General features: G+C 33.7%; 26 protein-coding genes. 13 read left to right on the top strand and 13 right to left on the bottom strand.

Going from position 1 to position 22055, the window contains the following annotated elements:
* Positions 1-97: 97 nt before the first annotated feature.
* From ABWU52_RS00935 to ABWU52_RS00915, 5 genes are all read right to left on the bottom strand, one after another.
* Entirely contained in the window at positions 98-1270 is a 1173-nt protein-coding gene (locus ABWU52_RS00935; protein ID WP_353277088.1) for an ankyrin repeat domain-containing protein, read from the bottom strand.
* A 275-nt stretch (positions 1271-1545) separates the two neighbouring features.
* Complete coding sequence (locus ABWU52_RS00930; protein ID WP_353277086.1) at positions 1546-2712, bottom strand: ankyrin repeat domain-containing protein; 1167 nt, start codon at positions 2710-2712, stop codon at positions 1546-1548.
* A 258-nt stretch (positions 2713-2970) separates the two neighbouring features.
* Positions 2971-3774, bottom strand: coding sequence for a hypothetical protein (locus ABWU52_RS00925; protein WP_353277084.1), 804 nt, complete (start codon positions 3772-3774; stop codon positions 2971-2973).
* A gap of 14 nt (positions 3775-3788) precedes the next feature.
* Entirely contained in the window at positions 3789-3959 is a 171-nt protein-coding gene (locus ABWU52_RS00920) for a hypothetical protein (RefSeq protein WP_353277083.1), read from the bottom strand.
* Between the two features lie 90 nt (positions 3960-4049).
* Positions 4050-4301: a DnaJ domain-containing protein gene (locus ABWU52_RS00915; protein ID WP_353277082.1), complete on the bottom strand. Its 252-nt coding sequence runs from the start codon at positions 4299-4301 to the stop codon at positions 4050-4052.
* A 169-nt stretch (positions 4302-4470) separates the two neighbouring features.
* On the opposite strand from ABWU52_RS00915, the gene ABWU52_RS00910 reads away from it, so the two are divergent.
* Entirely contained in the window at positions 4471-5043 is a 573-nt protein-coding gene (locus ABWU52_RS00910) for a NifU family protein (protein ID WP_353277080.1), read from the top strand.
* A complete protein-coding gene (hisS, locus tag ABWU52_RS00905) occupies positions 5040-6263 on the top strand; it encodes a histidine--tRNA ligase (RefSeq protein WP_353277078.1) in 1224 nt (407 codons plus the stop codon). The genes ABWU52_RS00910 and hisS overlap by 4 nt, the downstream gene beginning before the upstream one ends.
* On the opposite strand, the gene surE is transcribed toward hisS, so the two are convergent.
* The 3 genes from surE to ABWU52_RS00890 form a co-directional block, all read right to left on the bottom strand.
* Positions 6260-7030 (bottom strand): 5'/3'-nucleotidase SurE, encoded by a 771-nt coding sequence (gene surE / locus ABWU52_RS00900; protein WP_353277077.1) that lies wholly within the window; start codon positions 7028-7030, stop codon positions 6260-6262. The genes hisS and surE overlap by 4 nt on opposite strands.
* A 204-nt stretch (positions 7031-7234) precedes the next feature.
* Positions 7235-8230 (bottom strand): hypothetical protein, encoded by a 996-nt coding sequence (locus tag ABWU52_RS00895; protein WP_353277076.1) that lies wholly within the window; start codon positions 8228-8230, stop codon positions 7235-7237.
* An 81-nt stretch (positions 8231-8311) separates the two neighbouring features.
* Complete coding sequence (locus tag ABWU52_RS00890; RefSeq protein ID WP_353277074.1) at positions 8312-8674, bottom strand: hypothetical protein; 363 nt, start codon at positions 8672-8674, stop codon at positions 8312-8314.
* A 145-nt stretch (positions 8675-8819) separates the two neighbouring features.
* Between ABWU52_RS00890 and ABWU52_RS00885 the strand changes: the two genes are divergently transcribed.
* Together ABWU52_RS00885 and ABWU52_RS00880 are read left to right on the top strand one after the other, a co-directional pair.
* A complete protein-coding gene (locus tag ABWU52_RS00885) occupies positions 8820-10094 on the top strand; it encodes an APC family permease (RefSeq protein ID WP_353277072.1) in 1275 nt (424 codons plus the stop codon).
* A gap of 70 nt (positions 10095-10164) precedes the next feature.
* On the top strand, positions 10165-11451 hold the full coding sequence (locus tag ABWU52_RS00880; protein WP_353277071.1) for an APC family permease: 1287 nt from the start codon (positions 10165-10167) through the stop codon (positions 11449-11451).
* A gap of 28 nt (positions 11452-11479) precedes the next feature.
* On the opposite strand, the gene ABWU52_RS00875 is transcribed toward ABWU52_RS00880, so the two are convergent.
* Positions 11480-11905 (bottom strand): hypothetical protein, encoded by a 426-nt coding sequence (locus ABWU52_RS00875; RefSeq protein ID WP_353277069.1) that lies wholly within the window; start codon positions 11903-11905, stop codon positions 11480-11482.
* A gap of 137 nt (positions 11906-12042) precedes the next feature.
* Between ABWU52_RS00875 and ABWU52_RS00870 the strand changes: the two genes are divergently transcribed.
* Entirely contained in the window at positions 12043-13071 is a 1029-nt protein-coding gene (locus tag ABWU52_RS00870) for an aspartate-semialdehyde dehydrogenase (RefSeq protein WP_353277067.1), read from the top strand.
* Between the two features lies 1 nt (position 13072).
* Here ABWU52_RS00870 and ABWU52_RS00865 read toward each other — a convergent pair whose 3' ends face one another.
* Complete coding sequence (locus ABWU52_RS00865; RefSeq protein WP_353277670.1) at positions 13073-14149, bottom strand: 5-(carboxyamino)imidazole ribonucleotide synthase; 1077 nt, start codon at positions 14147-14149, stop codon at positions 13073-13075.
* A 106-nt stretch (positions 14150-14255) separates the two neighbouring features.
* On the opposite strand from ABWU52_RS00865, the gene apaG reads away from it, so the two are divergent.
* Positions 14256-14660: a Co2+/Mg2+ efflux protein ApaG gene (gene apaG / locus ABWU52_RS00860; RefSeq protein ID WP_353277668.1), complete on the top strand. Its 405-nt coding sequence runs from the start codon at positions 14256-14258 to the stop codon at positions 14658-14660.
* A gap of 202 nt (positions 14661-14862) precedes the next feature.
* On the opposite strand, the gene ABWU52_RS00855 is transcribed toward apaG, so the two are convergent.
* A complete protein-coding gene (locus ABWU52_RS00855) occupies positions 14863-16461 on the bottom strand; it encodes an ABC transporter permease (protein ID WP_353277065.1) in 1599 nt (532 codons plus the stop codon).
* A 130-nt stretch (positions 16462-16591) separates the two neighbouring features.
* Here ABWU52_RS00855 and ABWU52_RS00850 point away from each other — a divergent pair, with 130 nt between their 5' ends.
* Positions 16592-17437 (top strand): rhodanese-related sulfurtransferase, encoded by an 846-nt coding sequence (locus ABWU52_RS00850; protein ID WP_353277063.1) that lies wholly within the window; start codon positions 16592-16594, stop codon positions 17435-17437.
* Here ABWU52_RS00850 and ABWU52_RS00845 read toward each other — a convergent pair.
* Positions 17434-17835: a hypothetical protein gene (locus tag ABWU52_RS00845; RefSeq protein WP_353277061.1), complete on the bottom strand. Its 402-nt coding sequence runs from the start codon at positions 17833-17835 to the stop codon at positions 17434-17436. The two genes, ABWU52_RS00850 and ABWU52_RS00845, sit on opposite strands and share 4 nt — an antisense overlap.
* 137 nt (positions 17836-17972) lie before the next feature.
* Here ABWU52_RS00845 and ABWU52_RS00840 point away from each other — a divergent pair, with 137 nt between their 5' ends.
* From ABWU52_RS00840 to ABWU52_RS00830, 3 genes are all read left to right on the top strand, one after another.
* Positions 17973-18131 (top strand): type II toxin-antitoxin system RelE family toxin, encoded by a 159-nt coding sequence (locus ABWU52_RS00840; RefSeq protein ID WP_353277060.1) that lies wholly within the window; start codon positions 17973-17975, stop codon positions 18129-18131.
* A gap of 545 nt (positions 18132-18676) precedes the next feature.
* A complete protein-coding gene (locus ABWU52_RS00835) occupies positions 18677-18976 on the top strand; it encodes a transposase (protein WP_064085359.1) in 300 nt (99 codons plus the stop codon).
* A complete protein-coding gene (locus ABWU52_RS00830; RefSeq protein WP_353277659.1) occupies positions 18952-19830 on the top strand; it encodes an IS3 family transposase in 879 nt (292 codons plus the stop codon). Before ABWU52_RS00835 ends, ABWU52_RS00830 begins: the two co-directional genes overlap by 25 nt.
* Positions 19831-19852: 22 nt before the next feature.
* On the opposite strand, the gene ABWU52_RS00825 is transcribed toward ABWU52_RS00830, so the two are convergent.
* On the bottom strand, positions 19853-19987 hold the full coding sequence (locus tag ABWU52_RS00825) for a hypothetical protein (protein ID WP_353277058.1): 135 nt from the start codon (positions 19985-19987) through the stop codon (positions 19853-19855).
* Positions 19988-20084: 97 nt separating this feature from the next.
* Between ABWU52_RS00825 and rimM the strand changes: the two genes are divergently transcribed.
* From rimM to ABWU52_RS00810, 3 genes are read left to right on the top strand one after another with little or no spacing between them, the layout of a single operon-like run.
* Positions 20085-20585, top strand: a complete 501-nt coding sequence (gene rimM, locus ABWU52_RS00820; protein WP_353277056.1) for a ribosome maturation factor RimM — start codon at positions 20085-20087, stop codon at positions 20583-20585.
* A gap of 59 nt (positions 20586-20644) precedes the next feature.
* Positions 20645-21211, top strand: a complete 567-nt coding sequence (efp, locus tag ABWU52_RS00815; RefSeq protein WP_353277054.1) for an elongation factor P — start codon at positions 20645-20647, stop codon at positions 21209-21211.
* Positions 21212-21904 carry an inositol monophosphatase family protein gene (locus ABWU52_RS00810; RefSeq protein ID WP_353277053.1) on the top strand — a complete coding sequence of 231 codons (693 nt, stop codon included), beginning with the start codon at positions 21212-21214 and terminating at the stop codon, positions 21902-21904.
* The last annotated feature ends 151 nt before the right edge of the window (positions 21905-22055 follow it).

Genomic DNA, 22055 nt, shown 5'->3' with positions numbered 1-22055 from the left:
TGTAACAACTTACCTACAACGCACAATAAAAAGTTTAATTTAAATAATAGATTTCACGAAAACAAGCACTCAGACTTGAGTGCTTGTTTTAACTGATTTAGAGGGATTTTTGATGACATACACCTTTAGATATTGTTGAATTGCTTAATAAACTTCGAGGACATTGATCAAGTTTTTCAAACTCACTAATTACCATCTTGATATCCCTTTCTATAGCACTAACCTTTCTTTCTCTAATTTGCTCCAATGTCAAAAGTGAATCATCCAATGGTCTTGAATATTTCCTCCCGATAAACTTTCTGATTACCACGTCAGCTAGCAGAGCTGTTCCATTAAAATCAACTTGCGAAAAATCAATTGGGCTTCCAGTCAAATGTGCAACAGATTGCTGTGCAGGAGGTAAAGCAGGGGCACTCTGAAATAAGCTACTGAGTGCAGCAGTTGTTGAAGTTCCCATCCAACTAAATACACTATTAATAAAAGAAGAAGGCCTGACTGCACTGCTTGGTGCAGGATCTGGATTTACATTGATACTCTCTGCCTCTGCAGCAATTTCTTTTATCGTTTTACCTGGATAAAATAACTTAACATAATCTAATGGTGTCTCGTTCCTTATATTCTTAACATTATCAATATCAGCACCATTATCGTATAATAGCTTAATTATTTTTGGACGTTTTGAACTAATAGCCAAATATATAGGTGTTTGTCCCTGTTCGTTTTGAACATTGACATTAGCACGATATTCAATAAGAAGCTCAACTATTCTTGAGTAGTTTTTTTCAATAGCAGCATGTAGGCATGAATTTTGTGAATAAGCAAGAAGATCAAATTTGCCGTTTGGGCTAGCACCATGTTTAAGTAAGACCTCCACTTTTTCCGGACTATTCTTGTCTATAGCCCAACCTACAAGAGTGCGTTTTTTATCAGCATATGAAAAATAACCACTAATGCTTGCTCCTTTATCGATTAGAAGCTCTATCATTTCTGTGGTGTCCTTTGTAACAGCATAGTATATAGGAGGCACACGAAAAAAGTCCTCAATATTAACATCTGCGCCATTCTCAATTAAAAACCTCATCATTTCTAAATCTTGTTTACTAACAGCAATCGATAAAGGTGAGTTACCATTTCTATCTTTAGAGTTAATAACATTAGTAGTATGTGTCTTTCCTTCTCTAATATACTTCTCAGCTTTTTGAAAATCATGTTCCTTTACTGCAGAACGTAGCCCGTCTCTCCATTTTTCAACTTCTGTTTTTGTAACCATAACCCCTCCTAAAGAGTAAAACTTTTGATTGTATATCACATAATTTATGCATATACTAGTAAAATTTATATGTAAAGCTAAAGAAATTCCACAACGCAAGAGATTATTTATTTCATTGTGTATACCCTGCTACATTTAGTTTTTGTACAAAACGCTATAAGCTTCCTTAATTTACTTAAGTTTCGTAGCAGCTTATTCCCAACATATAAGAGCTTAAACTTAAAGAGGATTATACGAAAATAAGCACTCAAGCTTGAGTGCTTATTTTAACTGATTTAAAGGGACTTTTGATGTATACCTTTAGATATCGTTAAATTGCTTAATGAACTTTCAGGACATTGATAAAGTTTTTTACACTTACTAAGTGCTGTCTCGAAGTTTTTTTCTATAGTGTTAAGCTTTCTTTCTCTAATTTCTTCTATTGTGAGAAGTGAATTGTCCAGTGTCCTTGAATATTTTTTTCCTGTGAACTTACTTATTGCTGCAGCAGTTAGCAGAATTATTCCATTACAATCAACTTGTGAAGAACCAATTGGGCTACAATCTAAGTGGTCAACAGATTGCTGTGCAGGAGGTAAATCAGGAGCACTGCTGAATAAGTCGCTGAGTGTGGCAGTGGTTACCCAACTAAATATACTATTGATAAAAGAAGAAGGTTTTACTGCGCCGCTTGTGATGCTGCTAGCTTCTTTAAAATCTGCTCTGGTAGGAGTGGAGGAAGAGTTCACTGTGCTACTTGCCAAGTTTTTGGTATTACTAACTTCCAATTCTATCTTAATTGCTTTGGTAGGGGATAATTGAAGACTCGCTGCACTACTTACCGAATCTGTGCCCTTGTTAGCGTCTAACCCTACCTTAATACCTGCTTTTATAGAAGTTAATTTTGCTTCACAGTCAGCTTCAGTAGCACTGCTCAATACAGATTCTATTTTTTGAATTTCACTACTACATTCATCTTTTCTAGCATTTCCAACAACATCTAATGCTGTTTTGCCGTAACGACTTTGAATACTAGCATCAGCACCTCTACAGAGTAGGAGTTTTACCATATCTAAATGACAATCGTTAGATGCTAAGTACAAAGGTGTAAAGCCTTTATAATTTGTAGCATTGATGTTAGCATCACGATCAAGTAAAAACTTTGCTATTTCTAGTTTGTCATGTCTAGCAGCAATGTGCAAGGGAGTACTCAAATATCGATTACTAATAGTAGTATTAACATCAGCACCGCTGTTACATAAAAACTCTAATATCTTTAAATTACCCAAGAGAGTAGCATGATGTATAGGTTTCATATAGTATCTTTCATAATTCAAAACTTCATTTTTTATTTGTTTATACTCTATCTCTTTAATACATTCTTTAACTTTCTGAAAATCACCTCTGCTTATAGCAGAAACTAATTTTCTTCCTAAAATCTCAATTATTTTTTGTTTTTCCATTAAATACCTCCTAAAAGAGAATGCTCCCGGCTTTATATCATGCAACTTAATATGTGCAAGCAAAATTTACAGAGAAAAATTTCAATAATTAAAAATTAGGTCTTCAGCAACCTACCACGTTAACTTTTGTACAAAATATGCTGAGCTTCCTTATTCAAATTTTTTTGCTCTTAATAAGAAGCAATCTGCTTTAGAAAAGGAAATAAGGGATAAGTTTTGTAAATAAGCACTCGAATTAGAGTGCTTATTTTAACTGATTTAAAGGGACTTTTGATGCATACCTTTAGATATCGTTAAATTGCTTAATGAACTTTCAGGACATTGATAAAGTTTTTCACAACTACTAATTGCCGTCTCGAGTTTTTTTTCTATAATAGAAAGTCTTGTCAGAGGTGGATTGTCCAGTAGCCTTGAATACTTTTTCCCTGTGAACTTTTTGACCACTACATCAACTAGTAGAGCTGTTGCATTAAAATCAACTTGTGAAGAACCAATTGGGCTACCAGCCAAGTGATCAACAGATTGCTGTGCAGGAAGTAAAGTAGGAGCACTGCTGAATAAGCCATTGAGTGTGGCAGTGGTTACCCAATTAAATATACTATTAATAAAAGAAAAAGGTTTTACTGCACTGCTTGGTGCAGGATCTGGAGTATCACCAGCTTCTAATTCTAACTTAGTATTTATTCTAGCAGAGAGTAATAGTTCTGTACAATTATTTTTATGAAATTTTGATAAATCTAAGTATATTTTGCTCATGTCACAGCCATCACTGCAAAGACTTTCATAACCTGGGATAACCTCAAATGCCGTTTTGCCATTTGCATTTCTAATAATAACATTAATAATGTTATTATTGAGCAGAAGATTCGCGATATCTAATCGACAATAAAAAAAGGCTAAGTGTAAAGCTGTAAAACCTTGCATTACTTGGGAAGTGGTACTACTAGTACAATGATATATCATTTCTTTTATTTCTGTTTTGCTACTCATGGTAGTAACGTACGAGTAAGGAACAAGACATCCATCACTAACAGCATTAATATTAGCATTATTTTTAAGCAAAAACCGCACTATCTCTAAGCTACCTTTATAAACAGCAAGATGTATAGACCATCTTTTTTACCATTAATAATCTCTTTTTCTTTATTTATATATCTTGCCTTTTTAACATATCTTTTAACTTTCTTAATATTAAGCTCATCTATAGCCGCAAATAAATTCTTTCTCAATCTCTCAAGTTTTTTCATCAAATACCTCCTAAAGAATAATGTTTCCGGCTTTATATCATGCAACTTAATATGTACAAGCAAAATTTACAGAGAAAACAATGGTTAAAATTAGGTCTTCATCAACCTATCACGTGCTGCGTTTAACTTTTGTGCAAAATATTCCGATCCTCCCTTGTCTGGATGGACCAGTTTCATTAAATTTTGGTATGCCTTATTGATTTCATTTTGGTTTGCCTCGGAATTCAGCCCCAGTATTTTTAATGCTTCATCTTTGGACATATTATCACCAGTGTAATTTTTGGTGTAACTTTTACTGCTGTTAAATTCGTTCAAAAACTTACTTAATATAGAGTTCATCATAAAACTTATGTTATTTCTCTTTGCCAAAAAGAGAAAAAATACAACAACGCTAGGTAAAACAAACGTGATTATTGTGAATATCAAAAAAAGGAAGAAGATGAATGACATGTATATTTTTTTATCATTTTATGATTAAATAGTAACAATTATAATTGTCATGGTAAATAACATGTTTATCCAGATTGAAGAAACACCAAACCCAAACACGCTGAAATTTCTTCCTGGTTTTGAAATTCTGAGCGAAGGAGAAACAGCTGATTTTTCAAATGCAGATGAAATAAAGAACTCCAAACTAGCAGTAAATCTTTTTCAAATAGAACATGTTATAAGAGTATTTTTTGGTCATGATTTTATTTCGGTAACAAAATCAGATAGAATGAATTGGGATATAGTAAAGGTGGAAATTTTAACTACAATTATGGATCACTTTACTTCTGGTGGAAAAGCATTTGATAAAGAAGGAGTAAGTGATAATAAAATGCTAGAGGAAGAATTCTTTAATGAAAATGATATAGAAATTGTAAATAGAATAAAAGAATTGATGGAAAGTTATATTAAACCTGCAGTTGCTCAAGATGGTGGTGATATCAAGTTCCGTGGCTATAAAGACGGAATAGTTTACGTTGAACTGCAAGGAGCTTGCTCTGGGTGCCCAAGTGCTGCAATTACCTTAAAACAAGGAGTGCAGAATATGCTAAGCTATCACATACCAGAAGTTTCAGGTATAGAGACTATGCTATGACTAATCAAACAGTTAGAGGAACGAAAGATCTTCTGTTTGATGAATGGTATAAATTTAAATACATAGAGCAAACAGCAAATAGAATCTCAAGTTTATACGGCTTTTTACCTGTTCAAACTCCGATATTTGAATACACAGAAGTCTTTACAAAGACTTTAGGTGATAGCTCAGATATTATCACTAAAGAGATGTATACTTTTATTGATAAAGGGGGAAAGAGCATAACTCTGCGTCCTGAGTTCACTGCAGCTATTGTTAGGTTACTCATTGAAAAAAAACTGCAAACACCAATAAAATTATTCTCAACAGGACCTACATTCCGCTATGAAAGACCACAAAAAGGACGACAAAGACAATTTCATCAGATAAATTTTGAGGTTTTTGGTATAGAAGATCTAAGACTTGATATTGAATTGATATCACTTGCTCAGCACCTACTAACTGAATTTGGCATCAATAGGAATGTAAAACTAGAAATTAATTCTTTGGGTGATGGTGAAACAATAACTAAATATAGAGAAGCTTTGATATCGTATTTAAAAAAGTTTCAAAATGACCTATCAGAAGATAGTCAAAATAGATTGATTAAAAATCCACTCAGAATATTAGACTCTAAGGATAAGACAGATAAAGAAATAATCTCTGACGCACCAAAAATCAGTGATTATTATACAAAAGAATCTTCATATTTCTTTGACCAGGTGTTAAATGGACTGCAAGCTCTTGGCATACCTTACACTGTAGATAGCAAATTAGTTCGAGGTCTAGACTATTATTGTCACACAGTATTTGAATTTGTCACAGAAGATTTAGGTGCACAAGGGGCAGTTTTTGCCGGTGGAAGATATGATAATCTAGTATCTTCAGTAGGTGGAAAGCATACTCCAGGAATAGGGTTTGCAGGGGGTATTGAGCGTATAATGGAATTAATCAGCTATGCTGAAAAGAAAGAGAAGCCTATTTATCTAATTCCAATTGGTAGAGAGGCTGAAGAATATGCTCTAGTACTTGCAAGTGAATTGCGCAGAAACAATTTATATGTGATTTATGAATATAGTGGAACGCTTAAAACCCGAATGAAAAAAGCAAATCAAGCAAATGCAAAAACTGCATTAATCTTTGGTGATGAAGAGCTAAGCAGTAGAACTTTAAAAATTAAAAACATGGATACGGGTGAAGAAAAAATAATTGCTAGCGATAAAATCGTAGAAAATATCTAATCAGAAGCAATAGGAGTGTTAGCTATAGAAGAAAATTCCTCTGCACAAGAATTTTTCATAGCATTTAATATATCATAATCTGTAAAATCTAATTTTATCGGTGTAATAGTAATAAAACCTCCTTTTATTTTATTTATACTACCACTGCCTGAGTGCTCTCGAGACCAATTTAAGCTCAAAGAACCATTCAAGTTTTCAGTAAAAGTTAAATCACCATCAATGTTATATTCACCTTGTTCAGCAAATTCGACCCCTTTCACTTTTTCTGTAGCAGGAAAATTTATACTCATCACTATATCTTTAGGCCAACCAACTTTCATTAGCTTGGCAATAACCTTTGGTGCAAAAATCTTTGTATTGTTCCAGTCTATTTTACCATGATAAACTTGGCTCAGCGCAATAGAAGGTATAGATCTTGCAACACCTTCCATTGCAGCACCGATTGTGCCTGAATAACAAATGTCATCTCCGACATTTGATCCAATATTTACTCCAGATAATATTAAGTCTGGTTTCTTATTCATAATTTTATTTAACGCGATAATAACACAATCTGCGGGAGTACCAGACACACTAAACTCCCTTTCACTATGTTGGTTTATTCTAATAGATTGTTTCACTGGGTAATCAAGAGATCTTGCAGATCCACTCCTGTCAGTATCTGGTGCCACTATCCATACTTCCGATGCAAAATTGTGTGCAATTTCTTTAAGTAGTCTTATTCCTTCACTTTCAAAACCATCATCATTTGTTATCAATATTATCATATGTAATACTCACCTATCAAAGTATACTAATGAGGTTTGAAGTTTCTTTTCATAACCATAACAAAGAACCTGCTACAAATCAATAAGGAAAAATTAGAAGGCGGCCAGATTGCCATCGCCTAGGTTGCTGTGAGTTAATTGTAAATACCAATTTTAGCTTCACGCCTAACTCACAATCAAAGTTTAGCAAACTCTAGAGGAATGCTAAGCAGCAGAAAACCTTACCACGTTTCCCAAAAATGCTTTCACTCTTTCAAGATAAGTAGATGGTTCTGCAGGAACTTCTATCTCGTCTATCTTATAAGATATTGCTGTATCTATAACTTCATCTGTTATTAATTCTCTTAGCCTTTGTTTTATTTGCCCTCTTCGAATATGTTCTCCATAGTCATTATGAAACTTCACATATAATTCTTTAAATACAAATTCTTTTATAGTACCTCTCATATGAGAAATTCCTTCCTTTACTTCATCATTTGCATTGCTCAAATCCACTCCAGAACCTAGCGAATAAAAGTCATCAAAACTTTCTTTTAAAATCTTTATTTTAAAGTAGTGCTTATCTACAGATTGCTCAAGAAATCTTTTAGTAGTATTACCGGCCAACTCTCCTATTATCTGAGGCTCTAATTGAGCTGCAAAATTATTTTCTGCTTCAAGGCCACTTAATGCATAAATGATACGATTAAGCATTCCAGGGCCACACTGGCGATTACTTTCCTCAAAACGAACCAGTAATATGGATTTCAACAGCTCTACATCTGCATTTTGCTTTCTTGCTGTAATTAAAACTAAATTTATAGCCTGTGTTAATGTCAATCCGGTTTTAGAATCTACCCACCTTACCCATTCTCCTTCTCTATAATTATCTAGCTTCAAATAAGGCGCTATCAGTTCTTTCTGCTGATTTGTCAAACCGCCTATATAGTTTTTAAACTCTTCATCCAGCTCATTTGATGGAGTGCCATGTTCTTCCTTTAATTTTTTTGCACACTCAATAATGCTTTGCTGAAAGCTACTCGTATGAACACTCTGGCTGACGGTGCCTACATCACTTACATTAAACAAAAAGCTCATTTGCTTTACACTTAAACCCAGAGGCGAGAAGAGCTTTATTAATGGATACTTTATTAACTCAAGAAGTGCTACTGGGATCAATAATATAGTATTAATAAGCACTAAACATATTCTAAGACCCAACGCTCTACTATTTGATAATGTTCTGCTAAGCTCTGATATCTTCGATGAACAATACAAAAATGGTAATTGGATACAATATATTTAGTATATAGAAAAAAATAAAATCTTATCTTTCAACCCTATTGTCGGATCATTATATACTTCAGAAAAAATGTTATCATCACTATTTTCATTTTTGAAAGATTGATAGCTACTTGTAATCTTTTCTGTAAAAATAGAACAGAGCTTATGCAGTCCGTAGCACAAAACACAAGTGGCAAGTAAAACTGCAAGTGCTCCAAAAACAGCTAGCACCTCACTTGAAGTTTTGGCAAGAAGGAATGCATAAAGCGCATCAATAAAGATCTCAAGTAAGTAGTCAAATAAAAAAATTGCTCCAATAGTAGCACCAACTAATAGAACATACCCACAAACAACCAAAAATGTTTTTAACCTCGGATTCATAAACCACTTCTTAATAACCTATTAATATACTTCTCATTATATGCTTAAATTAAAAAAATGCAAATTTTTATACAAAAAAGATCAATTGAAATTTTCGAGCTTCAGCTATATTGTTAATATATTCAGATAAAAATTAAACATTGTCGTGTCAAATAAAATAGGCTTTTTGGCTGTTTTTGCCTTGGTGATCAGCAGCCAAATCGGCTCTGGAATTTTTATGCTCCCAATTAGCCTTGCGCCTTATGGCGCTTATAGCCTTATAAGCTGGGTGATATCAGGATTTGGCGCTATATCTCTTGCTTTAGTTTTTGCTTCACTCTGCGCAAAATTTCCAGAAACGGGTGGTCCTCATATTTATGTGAAACATGCCTTTGGCTCTACAACAGCTTTTTTTGTTGGCTGGACATATTGGGTAAGCTCGTGGGTAAGCTCAACAGCTGTGACAATTGCAAGTATCGGTTATTTAGCCCCGCTTTTTCATAATGATATACAAGATATACGTTTGCTTTTAGAAATAACATTAATTTTAGCTATTATGCTAATAAACTTAAGGGGAGTAACTACTGCTGGGCATGTTGAGCTTCTGCTGACCATTTTTAAAATTATTGCACTTCTCGCAATACCTATTGCAGGGTTGTTTTTCTTTGATAAAAATAATTTTATTGTAAGCGAGGAAGTATCAAACTTTACAATATCACAAACTCTTGCTCGTTCTACACTCCTTACTCTATGGTGTTTTATTGGACTTGAATCAGCAACAGCACCTGCAGGATCCGTCAATAATCCAGCTAAGACAATACCAAGAGCTATAGTGCTTGGAACAGTCTGTGTTGCTGTGATATATTTCATCAATAGTCTTTCAATTATGGGATTGATAAGTGGTAATGAATTAGCTAGTTCAAAAGCACCATATGTTGATGCGATAAAAATTATGTTTCCAGGTAATTGGCATTTAATTATTTCTGTTGTTGCCTTTATCGTTTCTGTAAGTAATTTAAATGCTTGGTTTTTAGCTGATGGACAGGTCACCTTAGGCCTTGCAAAAGACAAGTTAATGCCGCAATTTTTTGGCAAAAAAAATAAGCATGATGCTCCATTATGGGGAATAATACTCAGTACTTTGGGGGTGTTAGTTTTACTTATCCTAACGTCAAACAAAAGTTTTGCTGAGCAAGTAACTTCAATAATTGATATCTCTGTGGTGTCATTTTTGTTTATCTACTTAGCATGTAGCCTTGCTTTTCTCAAAGTTAATATACAAGACAAAAGCTACTGCAAATTTTTAATTGGAGGTGTGGCTGTATCTTTTTGCTGTTGGATAATATACGAGACTTCTATAAAAACATTGTTAATATCAAGTCTATTCCCTTTAAGCGGAACACTTATTTATCTACTTTGGTATCATAAACTAAAAACTTAACTTAAATTTTTTATTTGCTAAAATCCTTAAGCTATACTACTGGCTTACATTAATAGAATTAAGAGGTATTGTGTCAAATAAAATAGGTTTTTGGGCTGTTTTTGCTTTAGTCATTAGTAGTCAGATCGGCTCTGGGGTTTTTATGCTTCCAATTAGCCTTGCTCCATATGGCGCTTATAGCCTTATAAGTTGGATGATATCAGGAGCTGGTGCTGTGTCTCTTGCGCTAGTTTTTGCTACGCTATGTGCAAAGTTTCCAGAAACAGGAGGTCCTCACGTTTATGTGAAACATACTTTTGGTCCTGCTGCAGCGTTCTTTGTTGGTTGGACATATTGGGTAATCTCATGGGTTAGTACAACAGCTTTAATAGTTGTGGGTGTTGGCTATCTTACACCATTTTTCCATGAAGATATCAAAAGTATGAGTTTATTTTTAGAGCTGTTGTTATTTACAATCATTACATTAATAAATTTAAGGGGAATAGCTACTGCAGGGCATGTTGAGTTTCTGCTCACGGTTGTGAAGGTTGCTGTATTGCTTGCAATACCTGTAGCAGCGTTGTTTTTTTTCGATAGAAATAATTTTATCATAAGTGAAGAGATATTAAGTCTTACAACATCGCAAATTCTTGCCCGCTCTACACTCCTTACTTTATGGTGTTTTATTGGACTTGAATTGGCAACAGCACCTGCAGGGTCAGTTGATAATCCAGCTAAAACTATACCAAAAGCTGTGGTGCTTGGCACAGTTTGTGTTGCTGTTATATATTTTATCAACAATTTTGCAATTATGGGATTGATCAATGGCAACAATTTAGCAAGTTCAAGAGCACCATATGTTGATGCGATAAAAATTATGTTTTCTGGTAATTGGCATTTAATTGTTTCTATAGTTGCATTCATTTTTTGTGTTGGCAGTCTAAACGCTTGGGTTTTATCTAGTGGACAAGTTGCTTTTGGTCTTGCAGAAGATAGACTAATGCCAAAATTCTTTGCTAAAAGGAACAAGCATGGCTCTCCTTTTTGGGGAATAACAGTTAGTTCAATTGGAACTGCAATTTTACTAATTCTCACTTCAAACAACAATTTTGCCCAGCAGATTACGTCGATTATTGACTTTTCTGTAATTTCATTTTTGTTCGTTTATCTTGCGTGCTGTTTTGCCTTTCTAAAGGTTATTATACAGGAGAGGAGTTGTTATAAGCTTTTAATTGGTAGCATAGCAACAACCTTTTGTTGTTGGGTGATATTAGAAACCCCTGTAGGTACTCTGCTGATTTCGAGCCTGTTCACTGCAAGTGGCATACCCATTTACTTATTTTGGTACTGCAAAACTTCTGTGCAACAAATTCAGTAGTGAGAGATACACTTTAAATGGTTAATATTTATGGGCCAAGATTTTTTTTCTCTTTATCTACTTGTTCAATATTACCATTCTCAAGTTTGCTACCTACTTCTTCTGTGCGTTTATTATCTATGTAGATCTCATTTTTTGCTTTATTAGAAAGACCTATTTGCGATTGCAGTTTTTTATACTCTTCTTTTTCAGGCGTGAAAATTTTCACTAAAAATCTTCCCATTATTGGTATTGAACTTAAAAAATCTCTTAATCCAAAAGATTCTTGCTTCTTGTTTGAAAGATGCTGGTCTATCTTAGAAATTTTCACACCATACTTTTTATCATCAAAATTTATCGCTGGCTTGCTTTTTTTCGAAAGAACATTTTGAATCTCTAATCTATTGACTTTTTCAGGCTTTTGAAATTCAGATACTGCAGGTTTGACCTTAGTGTCATCATGTTTTTTACTCATTTCATTCTACCATGCAATATTACTAGTATCTTATAATTATAACTAAATTATGGTTAATTGCAAGGTAAAAATATTAAAGTAATTGTAAATTTTATCAGTAAAAATATAATATAGCTTTAAAGTCAGAGGTTTATCTAATGGGATATAAAATTGCTGTTATTGGAGCAACAGGAAGAGTAGGGCGTGAGGTATTAAGCGCGCTTGCCGAGTTTCAAGACGAAGGAAAAATTTCAATAGATTCTGTTATTGTATTTGCATCAAAAAAATCAGAGGGAAAAAAGGTAAGTTTCGGCGATGAAGAATTAACTGTCTTAGACCTTGAGAACTACGATTTTGTTGGAATTAATATAGCAATTTTCTGTGCTGGGTCTCATGTTTCCGAGAGATACGTACCGATTACAACTGAAGCTGGATGTATTGTCGTAGATAATACCTCTTGTTTTAGGATGAAAGAAGGCGTGCCACTAGTTATTCCAGAGATCAATAAAGATAAAATTACGGAATATAAGAATCACAATATAATATCTAACCCAAATTGTACTACAATACAGATGTTGTTGGCATTGCATTTATTGCACCAAAAAGCAAAAATAAAGAGAATCGTTGCTTCAACTTATCAATCAACTTCTGGTGCAGGTAAAGCAGCAATGGATGAACTCTACAACCAGACAAAAAAAATATTCATGAACGAAGCTAAAAAATCTGAAATATTTCCTAAGCAAATAGCATTTAATTGCATTCCCCATATAGGAGGGTTCATGGAAGATGGCTCTACAGAAGAGGAATGGAAAATGCAAGAGGAAACAAAAAAAATTTTAGGAGAGAATATAAAAGTGACTACAACTTGTGTAAGAGTGCCTGTCTTTATTGGACACGCTATTGCGGTAAATGTAGAATTTGATCAGCATATAACTGAAAAGGAAGCTCGTGAAATGCTCAGTGAAGCCGAAGATAGTGGAATTTTAGTGTACGATAGGCGTGAAGACGGTGAATATATGACTCAGATTGATACTGTACAGGAGGATGCTGTATATGTATCGCGTATCAGACAAGACAGTACCATAAAATATGGACTCAATATGTGGATAGTAGCTGATAATCTACGCAAAGGTGCAGCACTAAATATAGTGCAGATCTTGGAGATCTTGATCAAAGAGCATTTATAGCTCAATAACTTAAATCTATATTGACATGTCCCATTTTACGCTTGTCCCTAACCTCTTTTTTCCCATATATGGTTAAACTAGCTTTTTCGTTGCTCAAATATTTGTGAGAATTATATATATCATTACCTATTATATTTTTTGTCATGCAAGGAAAGCGTAATACTACTTCCTGCATAGATAGCCCGCATATTATCCTAACTAGCTGCTCGAATTGACTAACGTTGCATGCATCCAAGCTCCAGTGGCAAGAATTGTGGGGTCTTGGGGCCAGTTCATTAACTAGTAATTCATGATTTTGAGTGATGAAAAATTCAATAGCTAGAATTCCTACTACATCAAGCGCAGTTGCTATTTTCTCTGCAGTTTTTTGTACCTCTTGGGCTAATTTATTATCTATTTTAGCTGGTGCTATTGAAGTATTAAGTATTCCGTCAACGTGGTGATTCTCTGCTATGGGAAAAAAAGCTACTTTACCGTTTTTATCTCTTGCAACGACTATTGAAACCTCTTTCAGTAAATCAACACTTGCTTCAAGAATGTACTCTTTATTCCAATCGAAGGAAGCAAATTGCTTCAGTTCAGAATCATTTTCAATCACATATTGTCCTTTTCCATCATAACCCATTTCTGTTGTTTTTAGCCTCACTGGATAGCTAAAAGTTTCACTACTTTCTAGTAGCTGATTATAATTTTGTATACTTTTGTAATCAGCAGTTTTTATGCTTAAATCTCTAATAAAATCTTTCTCTCTCAGCCTATTTTGCGAAATGTGTAACGCCTTTTTGCCTGGATAAAAATCTGTATGCTGCGACACAATATCAATTGCACTACATGGAATATTTTCAGACTCAATAGTGACTAAATCCACACTCTGTGCAAAAGATTCAAGCGCCCTCTTATCACAGAAGTCTGCTATTGTTAAATCATCAGCAACAGAATAAGCTGGATCGTTTTTAGCACTGGCAAAAATATGCGTTTTGTGCCCAAGTTTTATTGCAGCGATAGCAGTCATTTTACCTAATTGCCCACTTCCTATTATTCCTATCACTTTTTTATCCAGTGGATCTGTTTTGTTCATCATGTAAATTAATACTTCCTAGTTAGAGTACGATAATATGCTTGGAAAATCCATGAAAAAAGTGTATAATTGAAGTGTGTTAAATTTTTATCATAAACACTTTACGATGACCATGAAATACACACTTATTACTAATTATGTTGAAGTTACAGTTTTGCCAATTTATATTGAAGAGCAATCCATTCCTTATGAAAATTGTTACGTATGGATGTATAATGTTAAGATAAAAAACAAAAGCTCATCAACCATTCAATTATTAAGTCGCTATTGGCAAATAATAGATCATAAGGGCAAAATAAATGAAATTGCCGGAGTTGGTGTTATTGGAGAACAACCTGTAATAAAATCTGGAGAGGTATTCAAATATACAAGTGGAACATACTTAAATACACCATCAGGAATAATGCAGGGTAAATATGAATTTCTGAACGAAGAGAGCATAAAAACCTTTGATGTTATGGTACCACCCTTTTCCTTAGACAGTCCATACGTTAACACTAGACCTCATTGATCATCAAGATAGTGTATTTGTTTAAGTGCATCTGAAACCAATGCTTCTTGTTTTGTCATTTGAGCTTCCATAATGTCATCCGAGTAGCTGATACTGAGATCCAACTAAGTTGATAAACACGAAAGCACTGACCATTTGCTTCTATAGTTGTCTTTTTTCGTCTATCTTATTTTGTTACTCTGCTGAACAGATGCAAAATAGTTTATTTTTGATTCTTATCATCAAGTGTGAATAAGATTATTGTAGAGGTTAAACCTATAATAACTATCATTAACGAAAATGGGGCAGCTTCTCTGTAACGCTCATCGCTGACAAGTTCATATACTCTAGTTGATATAGTTTCAAAATTAAATGGTCTGATAATTAGTGTTGCCGTGAGTTCTTTTACCGTATCCATAAACACGAGCAGAAATCCCGATAGTATGCTTTTCTTGATAAGGGGAATATGAATATTCAGGCACGTGGAAATAGGCCCATGACCCATAGTATATGCAGTCCATTCAATTTCATTTGTTGTTTTTTTGAGTCCCGACTCTATCGCCTTGAAAGATATAGCAAAAAAACGAAATAAATATGAGTAAACTAATGCGCCAATAGTTCCTACCAAGCTAATTTCTACAATATATTGAGTAATAAAAGAAGATATTCTGCTTAAAAACATTATTATGCTAATTGCAATAATTGCATTTGGAATTGCATATCCAAGAGAAATGAGACGTGCTATATTGTTTATTACCTTATTTTTACGTGCTGTATATCCAATAATTATTGCAATGCTGATCGAGATTAGCGCGGTAATAAATGATAAACTAATACTGTTTGTTATTATATTATAAAATCTTGCTTCGTATATGAAAAAGCCTTTCTCTATGCTCCAATATATAAGTGGAATCATTGGTAAAATAAAGCCTATTAATATCGGCAATAAACACATAAGATAAGAAAAGATCAACGATATAGAACCGTTTATACTACGTTTATTGTGATAATCTGCATTAGTATTGATTGAAGAGTAAGATATTTCTCTTTTTTGTAGTTTTTTCTCGATAACTATTAGTGTTGCAACGAAAATCAGTTCTGCAATTGCCAAAACAGTAGTTGAATATTTGTCATGCAGTAAAAACCAAGTACGGTATATTCCTGTCGTGAAAGTATCGATAGCAAGAAACTGTGGTGTGCCGAAATCTGTAATTACTTCCATTAGTACCAAGGATAACCCAGCTATAATTGATGGACGTATGGAGGGTATGATGACAGAAAACAGACTCTGTAATGAGGAGAACCCAAGTGTTGATGCAATAGTGACTGAGTTACTAACGCTCTTTAGACTTGAGCGGACCAACATATAAACGTATGGATATAGACTAAATCCCATTACTAATATTCCACCACCTAGGGATTTGATCTCGGGAAACCAATAGTCACCTTTGCTCAATTGAAAAGTATCTCTTAACAAGCTCTGAACTGGACCTGAAAACTCTAGCGTGTTTACATAAACAAACGATACTATATATCCAGGAATTGATATCGGAAAGAATAAAGCAATCTCGAAAATTCTACTTCCAGGAAATGAAAAAAATGTAGTGAGCCAAGCTGGAACTACTCCAAATATGAAGGATATTCCTCCTACTCCTACCATCAAAATCAACGTATTGAGTATATATTCAGGAAAAAGTCTACTAATTACCCATCCAGAGTTTGCTGATTCTGTAAATAGAATCGATATTAACGATAGTATAGGGCAGACAAATAATACACTTACTAAAAACAAGAATATATTTTTAAATACTCTCAGAAACATTAACTTGAATCTATATTTGATATTAAAATGTTATATGCAAAAACTAAAGATATCCAGTAATTAACAGCCGTCCTATTGAATATCTTCATAATTTTATATATTATGTTTTAAATCGATAAACTAATTAATTATGAGTTTTGTCATTGCAACTTTCTATCATTTTATAAAACTCTCTAATTATTATGACATGAAAGACGAAATAAAAGTTGCATGCGACAACGTTGGATTAAAAGGCACTATACTCCTTGCAGAAGAGGGTATTAATGCAACTGTATCTGGAGAAAGAAACGCAATTGATAAAATACTTGATTTTCTACGTTCTGATGACAGGCTAAAAGGTCTTACGTGGAAAGAGAGTGCGGCAGGATACCAACCGTTTAGTAAGATGAAAGTGAGATTAAAAAGAGAAATTGTGAATATTGGTGTAAGTAATCTCGGTACTTCCATTAGAGGCCAGTACGTTGATCCAGAGCATTGGGATGATTTTGTCTCTCAATCTGATGTTTTAGTGATAGACACACGAAATGAATACGAAGTAAAACTAGGCAAGTTTAAAAATGCAATCAATCCACACACTCAGCGTTTTCGCGATTTTCCTCAGTGGGCAGAGTCATTTTCTGAGAGTAAAGACCTGAAAGTAGCTATGTACTGTACTGGTGGAATCAGATGTGAGAAATCTACAGCATATATGAAAAGCCTTGGATTTAAAGATGTTTACCATCTTAAAGGCGGTATTCTTTCCTATCTTGAAAAAACTGGTAATAAAAGTGGTAATTGGGAAGGCGAGTGTTTTGTTTTTGATGATAGAATTGCTGTTGATCACTCACTCGCCCCAAGTGATAAAATAAAATGCATATTCTGCTCAAGTAAAGTTTCAACTGATGAGCTGAAATCAGTTCCACGTGGCCAAGTGGTTTGCTCTGATTGTAAATCTTTAAGTATTGAAAGAAATTCAGAATATAACACGAACCTTTAACAACTTCTTTCTCCTTGCATATTTGTAACCTTAATTTTGTCAAGGCATTTACCTACGACATAGCCCGCTCCAGCTCCAAGTAATGCACCAACTATAGCAAATGCAATCAACACTACACCAGAAACACCGATAAGAGTTAAAGTTTCTTGCCCTAAACAACATCCTGCAACTAGACCAGCAACTAAACCAACTCCTGCACCTATGCACCTAAGTTTCATGTTATTACTAATATTTCTACTTCTCTCAAATTTTATACTATTACTGGTATCTTTATCTGCCCAATTAAAGTAATTGATATTTGGGTTTTTGTCCATAAAAGTGAGAAAATCACCTATTTTTTTGTCATGAAGATGAGATAAATCTATCTCGTCATCTTTTACACATTGTTCAAATTTCATTTATTTATCCATACTATTAGAATATATTTTTACTACACTTAATGTCTTAATAATTGGTAAATTCCCATACAAGAATAAGTAGATAATCTTACCACTATAGGTGGGACTAAAGCGCTGTAAGATTAAATTCCTGAAAAATGTTAGTAAGAAGAGCTTTTCTAAAAACAATAAAGTTAAGAGTTGAAGAGATAGTAAAAGAGCGACTTACAGTTAATCCAATTGATTTTGGTGAATCGTTTTGTTACAAACTCAAAGGATACAGAAGACTAAGGGTTGGCGATTATCGTATCATGTAAATGCTGCAAAGTATGAAGTAACCATTGTTTCAATAAAACACAGAAAAGACATTTACGAATCTGAGGCTCCATACTAATATCCTTCCAGTATTAACTTACTGTAACCTTTCCGGTTGATCCACTCCTATTCTTTGTAACGTTGATCTCTAATTCGTTATTAGAGCCTATTTTATAGTAGCTGTCTCTGTAGAGTAGTAAAATTATAGGGGGTAGCCAAAAAAATGAGTTATTTTTGAGCTGAGCAAAGCCACCTAAGGTGGAGAGGAAAGAGGGCTGTATAATATAATATTTATAATTTACTTACTTAACGAAACAGAGTTTATTGAAAAACATAGTTCTTAAGTACCTTCAAAGCTTTCTCGTAAATGATATCCCTATGTCCTATTGTAACGATAGTTACTTCATGTTTTTTTGTGTCTGCACAATACATAATACGGTAATCGCCAACTCTTAGTCTTCTGAACTTTGACCTTACCCAGAAAAAGTAGACAGAAAGTTAAGACGTTTTTGAAGTAAAATAAAACGTTTTTTCAAAGAGGTGTGGTATGACAAAAAGAAAAGAATATACAGCAGAATTCAAAATTGAAGCTATAAGACTAGTAAAAGAAACAGGTCAATCATCAGCAAAAATAGCAAGAGATTTGGGTATTAGCGGTGATTCATTAAGCAGATGGGTAAAAACATACAATGATAGAATGTCTGGAGTAGATGCGTTTCCAGGAAAAGGGAAAGTAGCTCATTGTGACAAAGAAAAGTTTGATTTAAAGAAAGAGCTGGCAAGAGTAACGAGGGAAAGAGACATTTTAAAAAAAGCCCTGGGATATTTTGCAAACCAAAAAGAGTAAAATATTCTTTTATAAAAGAACATAAAAAATGCTATAAAATACGGGAATCATGCAGATTTTTGAACGTATCTGCTTGTGGTTATTATAAATGGATTACTAAGGAAAAAAACAACAAAAAATCAATAAGAGAAGAGCTCATACAAGATATTCAGAAGGTATATCGAGCATCACAATGCAGATACGGAGCTCCTAAAATTCACGCTGAATTAAAGGCTTTAGGTAAAAATTATAACATCAAAACAGTGCAAAATGTTATGCAGAAAAATGGCATTCAAGCTAAGCTTAGACGAAAGTTTAAAAGTAAAAAACCACAAATAGACAATAGAGTTATAACTCCTAACATATTAAATCAGAATTTCATCGCTGATCAACCTAACAAGATATGGGTAACTGATATTACGTACATAAAAACTAATGAAGGATGGTTATATTTGGCAGCAATAATAGATTTATATTCACGCATGGTGATTGGCTGGTCAATGAGTAATGCAGTAAATAGGCAATTAGTTATAGATGCGTTATTCATGGCTATTGGTAGGCGCAAATCTGCTAAAAATCTACTATTTCATAGCGATCAAGGATCGCAATACACCTCTAAAAATTATCAATTTTTACTAAGTACAAAAAATATTACTTCTAGTATGAGTCACAAAGGTTGTTGTTATGATAATGCTGTTTCAGAGAGCTTTTTTAGTTCACTTAAGAGAGAGTTACTCATTGATACTTCACAACACTCTGCACAACAAGCTAAAACCGCAATATTTGAATATATAGAAATTTTTTATAATAAACAGCGTAGACATTCTACTATTAACTATTGCATTCCTGAGCTTTTTGATTCATCATTCTCATAGTAAAAACGTCTTAACTTTCTGTCTACTTTTTCTGGGTAAGGTCATTAATAGATTCCTTTGTATCATCAAGTTTTATAGATTCACCTTGCAACTTACAGTTGATTTCTTCTAAGCCACTTGTAATACTTTGCTTTTCTTGATTGCTGATAGAACTCACACATTACCCACTATAATTATCACAATATTAATTGTATGTTAATTCAGTAAATTGTCAATTCTATAGACAAAAAGCTGATTTCAACTATCATATTAATATGAATATATGCCTCGGAATAATTACTTCTCCCCATGGAATCAAAGGAGCTGTTAAGATAAAAACCTTTACTGAAAAGCCCGAAAATATTTTCCTATATGGTGAACTAATAATCGGAAGTGAAAATTATAAAATAAGCTTGGTGTCTGTTGTCAGTAATAATTTAGTAATAGCAACAATTAGCGGTGTGAATTCCCGTAATGAAGCAGAACTTTTTAGAAATAAAAAGTTCTATATAGAAAGAAATAAGCTACCACAGTTAAATGATGAGGATGAATTTTACCAAGATGATCTTGTAAACATGGAAGTAAGGTTAGAAAATAACGAGTTATATGGCCATGTGAAATCTGTACATAATTTTGGTTCAGGAGATATATTAGAAATTTTGGTTATCAGCACAAAAAAAAACATTATGCTATCTTTCACTAAAGAAACATTTCCACATATAAATATAAAGGAAGGGTATATAGTAATCAACATGCCAGAATTCATTGGCCAATAAAAATTTTGATATTTGTATAAAGTTATTTATAATAATCAGACCAAATTAAAAGTGTAATTATGGCAGAAAGGGCTAATGATATTAGGCCAGGTCAGGTACTAGAACATAACGGTGGTTTATTTTCGGTTATAAGTATTATGCATACTCAACCTGGTAAGGGTGGTGCTTACATACAAGCCGAAATGAAAAATATCAAAACTGGAGCAAAGCACTATGAAAGATTCCGCTCTGATGCAACAATCAGAAGGGCTATTTTGGATGAAGATGAATATGTTTATCTTTTTACTGAAGAAAATATCGTAAATCTTATGCATCTAAGTAATTACGAGCAGATTGTTATAAATTTAGACTTATTAGGAGAAAAGAAGGCTTATTTGCAAGATAATATGAAAATTAAAGTAGTAACTTATCAAGATAAAATAATTTCTGCACATGTGCCTGATCACGTTACACTAACTGTAAAAGAAACAGAGTCTGTTATCAAAGGGCAGACTGTTACTGCTTCTTATAAGCCTGCAATTTTGGAAAACGGAATACGCGTTAACGTCCCTCAATTTATAAAAGAAGGTGATAAAATTGTAGTACATACTCCTGATAACAGCTATTACGAAAGAGTGAAAGAGTAAATGGCAATTTCATCACCACGAATCAATGTGATGCTTGATTCTGTACGCAGTGCCTCCAAGCAGCTTATACGTGATTTTAATGAATTGCAAATTTCAAGCGTTAAGTCAGCAGACTTTATCAATAAAACTTATTCGAAATCCAAGCAACTTATGTACGATTGCTTGAAAAACTACAACCAGAACTATGACTTTATTTTTGAAGACAATGTAGGCCAAGATCTAAAAGAAGGCAGTTATACTTGGTTTATTATGCCTATAGAAGGCAAGGAAAACCTTTTTAGTTGTATGGTTTATTTTGCAGTATCAGTTTGTCTCATTCATAAAAACAGAGTTGTAGCAGCTGTGATTGATGCTCCAGCCCTTAGAGAAACTTTCTGGGCAGAGGAAAAGAAAGGAGCTTTTCTTGAAGATTTCAAATCTCGCCATGTAAAAATGCGGATGAAAGCTCGTGAAGGGGGAATAATAGACATAAGTGGTAATTTGTTAAATAAATTACCACTTGACAATAATAATCTGCGCTCCCTTGGCTCAACGGTATTAGGTTTTGCATATCTTGCTGCCGGAAGATACAATGGAATAATTTACTCTGGAATTAACAAATACAAAACCTTGCTAGGCAAACTTTTTCTTCAAGAAAGCGGTGGAAAATTAAAGGAAGAGAACGGAGTCATCATTGCTGGAGATATAAACTAAAGTTCATTCAAAAGAGCAAAAGCCACGTAGTGAAAATAATAAATGGTCTTACCTACCCCTCATTGCAGCAGGGTGGCAAAATAAGATAGACGAGAAAAGACAACTATAGGAACAAATAGTCAGTGTGTGACAATGGCATCTAGTCCTTTTG

The organism is Wolbachia endosymbiont (group B) of Villa cingulata, from assembly GCF_964028285.1.
Lineage (GTDB): Bacteria > Pseudomonadota > Alphaproteobacteria > Rickettsiales > Anaplasmataceae > Wolbachia.
Note: the sequence above shows the minus strand (reverse complement) of the source record. Positions and strands in the feature narration are given on the sequence as shown.

Excerpts from the sequence above, each read along its gene's own strand:
- ABWU52_RS00890 (WP_353277074.1), bottom strand. The coding sequence starts at position 8,674 with ATGAATCCGAGGTTAAAAACATTTTTGGTTGTTTGTGGGTATGTTCTA.
- ABWU52_RS00915 (WP_353277082.1), bottom strand. The coding sequence starts at position 4,301 with ATGATGAACTCTATATTAAGTAAGTTTTTGAACGAATTTAACAGCAGT.
- ABWU52_RS00870 (WP_353277067.1), top strand. The coding sequence starts at position 12,043 with ATGGGATATAAAATTGCTGTTATTGGAGCAACAGGAAGAGTAGGGCGT.
- ABWU52_RS00935 (WP_353277088.1), bottom strand. The coding sequence starts at position 1,270 with ATGGTTACAAAAACAGAAGTTGAAAAATGGAGAGACGGGCTACGTTCT.
- hisS (WP_353277078.1), top strand. The coding sequence starts at position 5,040 with ATGACTAATCAAACAGTTAGAGGAACGAAAGATCTTCTGTTTGATGAA.
- rimM (WP_353277056.1), top strand. The coding sequence starts at position 20,085 with ATGAATATATGCCTCGGAATAATTACTTCTCCCCATGGAATCAAAGGA.
- ABWU52_RS00855 (WP_353277065.1), bottom strand. The coding sequence starts at position 16,461 with ATGTTTCTGAGAGTATTTAAAAATATATTCTTGTTTTTAGTAAGTGTA.
- ABWU52_RS00850 (WP_353277063.1), top strand. The coding sequence starts at position 16,592 with ATGAGTTTTGTCATTGCAACTTTCTATCATTTTATAAAACTCTCTAAT.
- ABWU52_RS00810 (WP_353277053.1), top strand. The coding sequence starts at position 21,212 with ATGGCAATTTCATCACCACGAATCAATGTGATGCTTGATTCTGTACGC.
- efp (WP_353277054.1), top strand. The coding sequence starts at position 20,645 with ATGGCAGAAAGGGCTAATGATATTAGGCCAGGTCAGGTACTAGAACAT.
- surE (WP_353277077.1), bottom strand. The coding sequence starts at position 7,030 with ATGATAATATTGATAACAAATGATGATGGTTTTGAAAGTGAAGGAATA.
- ABWU52_RS00835 (WP_064085359.1), top strand. The coding sequence starts at position 18,677 with ATGACAAAAAGAAAAGAATATACAGCAGAATTCAAAATTGAAGCTATA.
- ABWU52_RS00840 (WP_353277060.1), top strand. The coding sequence starts at position 17,973 with ATGTTAGTAAGAAGAGCTTTTCTAAAAACAATAAAGTTAAGAGTTGAA.
- ABWU52_RS00930 (WP_353277086.1), bottom strand. The coding sequence starts at position 2,712 with ATGGAAAAACAAAAAATAATTGAGATTTTAGGAAGAAAATTAGTTTCT.
- ABWU52_RS00920 (WP_353277083.1), bottom strand. The coding sequence starts at position 3,959 with ATGAAAAAACTTGAGAGATTGAGAAAGAATTTATTTGCGGCTATAGAT.
- ABWU52_RS00910 (WP_353277080.1), top strand. The coding sequence starts at position 4,471 with ATGTTTATCCAGATTGAAGAAACACCAAACCCAAACACGCTGAAATTT.
- apaG (WP_353277668.1), top strand. The coding sequence starts at position 14,256 with ATGACCATGAAATACACACTTATTACTAATTATGTTGAAGTTACAGTT.
- ABWU52_RS00845 (WP_353277061.1), bottom strand. The coding sequence starts at position 17,835 with ATGAAATTTGAACAATGTGTAAAAGATGACGAGATAGATTTATCTCAT.
- ABWU52_RS00875 (WP_353277069.1), bottom strand. The coding sequence starts at position 11,905 with ATGAGTAAAAAACATGATGACACTAAGGTCAAACCTGCAGTATCTGAA.
- ABWU52_RS00865 (WP_353277670.1), bottom strand. The coding sequence starts at position 14,149 with ATGAACAAAACAGATCCACTGGATAAAAAAGTGATAGGAATAATAGGA.